Consider the following 7,078-nt stretch of genomic DNA (forward strand, 5'->3'; position numbering starts at 1 on the left):
GGTGCGCCGCCACGGCGGCGCACCGGACACGGTGACGAAAGGAAGTCACATGGGAGCGCAGATTCGGGTCTACCGGAACAAGATCGCGTCGACCAAGTCCATGAAGAAGATCTTCAAGGCCATGGAGATGATCGCGACCTCGCGCATCAACAAGTCCCGACAGGGTCTGCAGGCGGCGCGTCCCTACGCGAACGCGCTGACCCGGGCGGTCTCACAGGTCGCCACCCAGCACAACGTCTCCCATGTCCTGACCACACGGGCCGACGAGGTGCGCCGGTCGGCCGTGGTGATCCTGACCTCGGACCGCGGTCTGGCCGGGTCCTACTCGTCCAACGTGCTCAAGGAGGCCGAGGGCCTGCTCGAGCTGCTGCACGGGGAGGGCAAGGAGACCAAGGTGTACCTGATCGGCCGCAAGGCCCAGGCGTACTTCGACTTCCGCAGCCGCGCCTACGAGCGGAACTGGACCGGGGACACGGACAACGCCCGGCCCGACCGTGCGCGGGAGCTGCGCAAGGTGCTGATCGAGGACCTGGAGACCCCGCACGAGGACGGCGGCGTCGACGAGATCCACCTCGTCTACACGACGTTCAAGTCGATGGTCGTCCAGGAGCCCCGGGTGCTGCGGCTGCTGCCGCTGGAGGTCGTGGACGCCAACGCGCTGACCGACGAGGTCGCCCAGGAGTTCGACGAGCTGGAGGAGCCGGACAGCACCTTCGAGTTCGAGCCGAACCCCGAGGAGTTCCTCGACGCGGTCCTGCCGCGCTACATCGACGCCCGCCTGTTCGCGAGCCTCGCGCACGCCGCCACGAGCGAGCTCGCGGCCCGGCAGAAGGCCATGAAGGCGGCCGGCGACAACGCCGACGAGCTCATCAAGAAGTACACCCGCCTGATGAACAACGCCCGCCAGGCCGAGATCACCACCGAGCTCACCGAGATCGTGAGCGGCGCCGAGGCCCTGTGACGGGCCGTCCCGGCGATCCAGCAACTGACCACCACGAACAAGTGAAGTGAGAGAAATGACTGCCACCATCAGCGAACAGGCCGGGCAGCCGGTCTCGGGCGGCGCCACGGGCCGCATCGCCCGGGTCATCGGGCCGGTCGTCGACGTCCAGTTCCCCGAGCACGCGGTGCCCGGGATCTACAACGCCCTGACCGCCCAGTACGACCTCAACGGCGAGAAGCGGACGATCACGTTCGAGACGGCCCAGCACCTGGGCGACAACATGGTCCGCGCGATCGCCCTGCAGCAGACCGACGGCCTGGTGCGCGGCACCGAGGTCAAGGACTCCGGCGGCCCGATCTCCGTGCCCGTGGGCGACGTGGTCAAGGGCCACATCTTCAACGTGCTCGGTGAGGCCCTCGACGTCGAGACCTCCTCCCTCGAGATCACCGAGCGCTGGCCGATCCACCGCAAGGCGCCGTCCTTCGCGGAGCTCGAGGGCTCCACGGAGATGATGGAGACCGGTATCAAGTCGATCGACCTCCTGACCCCCTACATCAAGGGCGGCAAGATCGGCCTGTTCGGCGGCGCCGGCGTGGGCAAGACCGTGCTCATCCAGGAGATGATCACGCGTGTGGCGCGCAACTTCGGCGGCACCTCGGTCTTCGCCGGTGTGGGCGAGCGCACCCGTGAGGGCAACGACCTCTGGGTGGAGATGGAGGAGGCGAACGTCCTCAAGGACACCGCCCTCGTGTTCGGCCAGATGGACGAGCCGCCCGGAACGCGTCTGCGCGTGGCCCTGACGGGTCTCACGATGGCGGAGTACTTCCGCGACGTGCAGAACCAGGACGTGCTGCTCTTCATCGACAACATCTTCCGCTTCACCCAGGCCGGCTCCGAGGTGTCGACCCTGCTGGGCCGCATCCCCTCCGCCGTGGGCTACCAGCCGACGCTGGCGGACGAGATGGGCGTGCTGCAGGAGCGCATCACCTCGACCCGCGGCCACTCGATCACCTCGATGCAGGCGATCTACGTGCCCGCCGACGACTACACCGACCCGGCCCCGGCCACGACGTTCGCCCACCTGGACGCGACCACGGAGCTCTCCCGTGACATCGCCTCCCGCGGCCTGTACCCGGCGATCGACCCGCTGACCTCGACCTCGCGCATCCTCGACCCGCAGATCGTGGGCCAGGAGCACTACGACGTCGCGATCCGCGTCCGGTCGATCCTGCAGGAGAACAAGGAGCTGCAGGACATCATCGCGATCCTCGGCGTCGAGGAGCTCTCCGAGGAGCAGAAGGTCGTCGTCTCGCGCGCCCGCCGCATCGAGCAGTTCCTCTCCCAGAACACCTACACCGCCAAGCAGTTCACCGGTGTCGAGGGCTCCACGGTCCCGCTCGCGGAGACCGTCGAGGCGTTCGCGAAGATCACCGAGGGCGAGTTCGACCACGTCCCGGAGCAGGCGTTCTACAACGTCGGCGGTCTCGAGGACGTCATGCAGAAGTGGGACGAGATCAAGTCCCGGACCGGCGGCAAGTAGTCATGGCCGAGATGATCGTCGAAATCGTCTCCCTCGAGCAGGCCGTGTGGAACGGGACGGCCCGGATGGTCCGGGTCCGCACGTCCGAGGGCGACATCGGAATCCTGCCCGGCCACGAGGCCGTGGCCGGCATCCTCAAGCCGGGAGACTTCGCGGTGGACCCCGTGGACGGCTCCCGGGTCGAGGGCACGATCGACTCCGGATTCGTCTTCGTGGACAACGACCGGGTGACGATCGTGGCGGACAACGTGGAGCTGTCCGGGGCCGCGGCCGCCTGATCCCACCCCATCGCGCAGGGCCCCGCCCCGCGCGCCGAGAACAGCTGCGGCCTCCGCACCACCGGTGCGGAGNGGCCGCAGCCGTACCCGGGGCCCCGCACGGGCCCCGGTGAGACCGCCCAGGAGAGTGGATGGAAGAGAAGATCGTCGTGCACGGACCCACCGCGGTCAACGGCACCCTGCGCGTCTCCGGCGCCAAGAACAGCGTGCTGAAGCTGATGGCGGCGACCCTGCTGGCCGAGGGCGAGTCCACCATCACGAACGTCCCCGAGATCCACGACGTCACCATCATGGCGGAGCTGCTGCGCCGCCTCGGCTGCGCCGTGAGCTACGAGCGCGCCGAGAAGACGGTGCGGATCGACGTCCCGGCGGCGCTGCACCACCAGGCGGACTACGACCTGGTGCGGGCGATGCGCGCGTCGATCTCCGTGCTCGGGCCGCTGGTCGCCCGGTGCCACGTGGCCGAGGTCGCGCTGCCCGGCGGTGACGCCATCGGCTCCCGCGGTCTCGACATGCACCGCGCGGGCCTCGAGGCCATGGGCGCGGTGCTGCAGATCGAGCGCGGCTACCTCGTGGCGTCCGTCCCCGGGAGCCTGCGCGGGACGCACTTCCGCCTGGACTACCCCTCCGTGGGCGCCACGGAGAACCTCATGATGGCCGGGACGCTGGCGGAGGGCGCCACCGTCATCGACAACGCGGCCCGCGAGCCGGAGATCGTGGACATCGGACGGATGCTGCAGGCGATGGGGGCCCGGATCGAGGGGCTCGGCACGAGCACCGTCACGGTCACCGGGGTGGCGTCCCTGCGTCCGGTCGAGCACCGGACGGTTCCCGACCGGATCGTGGCGGGCACCTGGGCGTTCGCCGCGGCCGTGACCGGGGGAACGGTGGAGATCCAGGGCGCGGAGCCCGACCACCTGACCGTGGTGCTGGACAAGCTGCGCAGCGCGGGGTGCCGCGTGGACACGGACGGGGGCCGCTTCGTGGTCGCCGGGCCGGCGCGTCCGCGCGCGATCAACGTGTCCACGCTGCCGTACCCGGGGTTCCCCACCGACCTGCAGCCGTTCGTGGTGGCCCTCAACGCGGTGGCCGAGGGCTCCGGCATGGTCACCGAGAACGTCTTCGAGGCCCGCTGGGGCTTCACGGCCGAGCTGGAGCGGCTGGGCGCCAGCGTGCGTCTCGACGGCCACCACGCGCTGGTGGCCGGGATGCCCGTGCTCTCCGGCGCGCCCGTGGAGGCCATGGACATCCGGGCGGGCGCGGCCCTCGTGATCGCGGGGATGGCCGCCGTCGGCACCACGGACGTGAGCGGCGTCCAGCACGTGGACCGCGGCTACGAGCACTTCGTGGAGCAGCTGGGGGCGGCCGGGGCCGCCGTCGAGCGCCGCATGGTCGGCACCGCGTTCTGAGGTCGCGCGCACGACGGAGCCCCGCACCCGGGACGGGTGCGGGGCTCCGTGCTCAGCCGGTGCGCGGGAAGCGGATCAGATGAGCGTGACGCCGGTGGCCTGCGGGCCCTTCTGGCCCTGGCCGATCTCGAACTCGACGCGCTGGTTCTCCTCGAGGGTGCGGAAGCCGCCCGACTGGATCTCCGAGTAGTGGACGAAGACGTCCGAGTCGGAGTCGTCGGGGGTGATGAAGCCGAAGCCCTTTTCGGCGTTGAACCACTTGACGGTGCCCTGGGCCATGAAGATCTCTCCTTGCGAGATGGTGCGAAACGTGTGCACAGGTCGTGCACGGAAGGGCGGTACCACGAGATGAGCCGAGGGCCGAGGCTCCCGTTCCCGAGGGGCGGGAGCCAAGGTCAGGGTCGAACGTCACGCTCGCTTACCCGTTCTGCGAGCATGCAAAACATGGAACGAAGAACACGTTCAGCTTCACACACTCCCCGGGGCCGGTCAACGTTGTTCGCCTGCTGATCATCGTGTGTTGCGGGCCGTGCGCCGACCGCACGGGTGCGGACCGCGCTCAGAAGAGGCGCGAGTCGCTGTCGTCGAGCCCGCGCATCTCGTCGTAGTCGAGGGTGAGGCACGCGATGCCCCGGTCCTCGGCGAGCACCCTGGCCTGGGGCCTGATGAGCTGGGCGGCGTAGACCCCGCGCACGGGCGCCAGGAGGGGATCGCGGTTGAGCAGCTCGAGGTACCGGGTGAGCTGCTCGACGCCGTCGATGTCCCCGCGCCGCTTGAGCTCGACCGCCACGGTGGCGCCGGCGGCGTCGCGGGCCAGGATGTCGACCGGTCCGATCGCGGTGGGGTACTCGCGCCGGACGAGGGTGTGCCCCGAGCCCAGGCGGTGGATCTGCTCGGCGAGCAGCCGCTGGAGGTCGGCCTCGACCCCGTCCTTCACGAGCCCGGGGTCGGTGCCCAGCTCGTGGGAGACGTCCTCGTGGATCGCGAACACCTGGATGACCAGGCGGTCGTCGCTCTTGGCGGCCTGGACGGTCCACGTCTGCAGGACGCCCTCGGCCGCGAGCTCCGTCCCCGGCTCGCCGACGTGCAGGCGCGCGGGCGGGCTCATCCAGTTCAGGGGCTTGTAGCTGCCGCCGTCCGAGTGCACGAGCACGGAGCCGTCGGCCTTCACGAGCAGAAGACGCCGGGCGGCGGGCAGGTGGGCGCGCAGACGCCCTTCGTAGTCGACGGAGCAATCGGCAATGACGAGACGCACGCGGACCAGCCTAGCGGTCCGCGGGAGGCGGCCCGCACCGGGGGCGGCGGAGGCCCGTGTGAGAGGATGACGCCGTGCCACGCTCCAACCACTCCTCGCGCCGCCGCCGCGGCGGACCCGGGCCCGGCCCGCGCGCCAGCAAGTGGCAGCGCGGCGCGGCGCAGGAGCCGTGGTCGGTCGAACGGGTCCTGGAGCCGGCGCCCACGGTGGAGCGCTCGGCGGACGGGGACTGGATGGTCCGCCACGTCCGGCCCGCCAACGCGGTGAAGACCTACACCTGCCCCGGTTGCGGCCGGTCCATCCCGCCGGGGATCGCGCACCTGGTCGTCTGGCAGCAGGACTCCCTGCTGGGGGTCCGCAGCGCCTTCGAGGACCGCCGGCACTGGCACGAGCGCTGCTGGCGCACGCGCCGCTGAACCCGCTGCCGCGCCGGGCCGCCGTCACGCCGGGAGCGGACACGGCGCCGCCCCGGTGGCCGAGCCGCCCCCGGCGGCCGATAATCGACAGAGGACCCGCGGCGCCCGCCGGGCGCCGTCCCGCAACCGGCCGGGACCGCCGGCCCAGACCGCCGACGCGGCCCGCCGACCGCCGGAGCAGCCCCCGGCGGCCGAGCGGACCGCCGAGCCCGTCGTCGAGCCCCCAGGAGACAGCCCGTGAACGAGTTCCAGCACCAGCAGCCCCGCAGCACCGCCGAGACCGCCCCGCCGCCGCAGGGGACCGAGCTCCCGTCCTCCGTGCGCGGAGCGGTGGACCTGGGCGCCGCGGCCGCGCCCGCCGGCCCGCCCGCGGAGGGGGACCGGCCGGGCGGGTACCGCCGGGAGGTGACGGCGGCCGACTTCCAGGAGGTCGCCCAGCTCTCCGCCCAGGTCCCCGTGGTCTTCGCCCTGTGGGCCCGCTTCAGCCAGCAGTCCGTTGCGTTCGCCGACACCCTGGAGCAGGTCGTCGACCGGTACCGAGGCCGGCTCCTGCTGGCCTCCGTGGACGCCGAGGCCGCCCCCGAGATCGCCCAGATGTTCCAGGCGCAGTCCGTGCCCACCGTGGTGGCGCTGCTCGGCGGGCGGCCCGTCCCGCTGTTCAACTCCACGGTCCCGGCCGAGCAGGTGGCCCAGTTCCTCGACGAGCTGCTCGCGCTCGCCGAGCAGAACGGGATCACGGGCACCGTGGAGCCCGCGCGCACCGACGAGCCGGAGCCGCTGCCCCCGCTGCACCAGGAGGCCGTGGACGCCCTCGAGGCCGGGGACGTCGACGCCGCCGAGGCCGCGTACCGGAAGGCGATCGCCGAGAACCCCGGGGACCGGGAGGCGAAGCTCGCCCTCGCCCAGGTGCACCTGCTCCAGCGCGTGCTGCCGCTCGACGCCGCCACGGCGCGCGCCGAGGCCGCCGCCGCCCCGGACGACGTGGCGGCCCAGCTGGCCGTCGCCGATCTCGACGTCTCGGGCGGCCACGTGGAGGACGCCTTCCGGCGGCTGCTGGCCCTGGTGCGGCGCACCGCGGGGGAGGACCGCGACGCCGTCCGGCTGCGCCTGCTCGAGCTCTTCGACGTGGTCGGCGCCGAGGACCCGCGCGTGGTGGCCGCCCGGGGCGCCCTGATGCGCGCCCTCTTCTGAGTCCTCGTCCCTGAGGGCCCACCGTCCGCCGGGACCACCCGGCGGA

At 71.8% G+C, this 7,078-nt stretch carries 8 protein-coding genes; 6 read left to right on the top strand and 2 right to left on the bottom strand.

The annotated features are described in order from the left end of the window. The first annotated feature begins 49 nt into the window (after nucleotides 1-49). The 4 genes from ACH9D2_RS07460 (at nucleotide 50) to murA (ending at nucleotide 4,170) form a co-directional block, all read left to right on the top strand. Nucleotides 50-961, top strand: coding sequence for a F0F1 ATP synthase subunit gamma (locus tag ACH9D2_RS07460; protein WP_396362207.1), 912 nt, complete (start codon nucleotides 50-52; stop codon nucleotides 959-961). Nucleotides 962-1,016: 55 nt separating this feature from the next. Continuing rightward, complete coding sequence (atpD, locus tag ACH9D2_RS07465) at nucleotides 1,017-2,483, top strand: F0F1 ATP synthase subunit beta (RefSeq protein ID WP_396362208.1); 1,467 nt, start codon at nucleotides 1,017-1,019, stop codon at nucleotides 2,481-2,483. Between the two features lie 2 nt (nucleotides 2,484-2,485). Beyond that, complete coding sequence (locus ACH9D2_RS07470) at nucleotides 2,486-2,761, top strand: F0F1 ATP synthase subunit epsilon (RefSeq protein WP_396362209.1); 276 nt, start codon at nucleotides 2,486-2,488, stop codon at nucleotides 2,759-2,761. A 131-nt stretch (nucleotides 2,762-2,892) separates the two neighbouring features. Continuing rightward, nucleotides 2,893-4,170: a UDP-N-acetylglucosamine 1-carboxyvinyltransferase gene (gene murA / locus ACH9D2_RS07475; RefSeq protein ID WP_396362210.1), complete on the top strand. Its 1,278-nt coding sequence runs from the start codon at nucleotides 2,893-2,895 to the stop codon at nucleotides 4,168-4,170. 75 nt (nucleotides 4,171-4,245) lie between these two features. Here murA and ACH9D2_RS07480 read toward each other — a convergent pair whose 3' ends face one another. After that, entirely contained in the window at nucleotides 4,246-4,449 is a 204-nt protein-coding gene (locus tag ACH9D2_RS07480) for a cold-shock protein (RefSeq protein ID WP_017833253.1), read from the bottom strand. Nucleotides 4,450-4,729: 280 nt separating this feature from the next. After that, nucleotides 4,730-5,425 (bottom strand): endonuclease NucS, encoded by a 696-nt coding sequence (gene nucS, locus ACH9D2_RS07485; RefSeq protein WP_396362211.1) that lies wholly within the window; start codon nucleotides 5,423-5,425, stop codon nucleotides 4,730-4,732. Nucleotides 5,426-5,499: 74 nt separating this feature from the next. Between nucS and ACH9D2_RS07490 the strand changes: the two genes are divergently transcribed. Further along, nucleotides 5,500-5,841 carry an ATP/GTP-binding protein gene (locus ACH9D2_RS07490; protein ID WP_396362212.1) on the top strand — a complete coding sequence of 114 codons (342 nt, stop codon included), beginning with the start codon at nucleotides 5,500-5,502 and terminating at the stop codon, nucleotides 5,839-5,841. Between the two features lie 237 nt (nucleotides 5,842-6,078). Continuing rightward, nucleotides 6,079-7,032 carry a tetratricopeptide repeat protein gene (locus tag ACH9D2_RS07495; RefSeq protein WP_396362213.1) on the top strand — a complete coding sequence of 318 codons (954 nt, stop codon included), beginning with the start codon at nucleotides 6,079-6,081 and terminating at the stop codon, nucleotides 7,030-7,032. The last annotated feature ends 46 nt before the right edge of the window (nucleotides 7,033-7,078 follow it).

The organism is Kocuria rhizosphaericola, from assembly GCF_044462205.1.
Classification (GTDB): domain Bacteria; phylum Actinomycetota; class Actinomycetes; order Actinomycetales; family Micrococcaceae; genus Kocuria; species Kocuria rhizosphaericola.